Here is a 211-nt window from a genome sequence, read left to right on the forward strand (position 1 = left end):
CGGAAGGTGCGGCTGGATCACCTCCTTTCTAAGGAAGAACAAGTAAAGAATGGGTTTCATTGTTTAGTTATTAAGGAACAGCAAAAGCTGTAGACTTTACAGTTTCAAAAACTGAATAACTATTGCTGGTGGCGATGCGCTTAGGGGACACACCCGTTCCCATCCCGAACACGATGGTTAAGACCTAAGCGGCCGATGGTACTGCACTGGA

The 211-nt window shown here is 46.4% G+C and carries 1 rRNA gene (cut by a window edge); it reads left to right on the plus strand.

Features of this window, described 5'->3' with window-relative positions:
* Nucleotides 1-124 precede the first annotated feature (124 nt).
* Nucleotides 125-211 (plus strand): 5S ribosomal RNA (gene rrf / locus DW915_RS15600); it runs 69 nt beyond the window's last position.

The organism is Blautia sp. AM42-2 (assembly GCF_003480245.1).
GTDB classification, from domain to species: domain Bacteria; phylum Bacillota; class Clostridia; order Lachnospirales; family Lachnospiraceae; genus Fusicatenibacter; species Fusicatenibacter saccharivorans.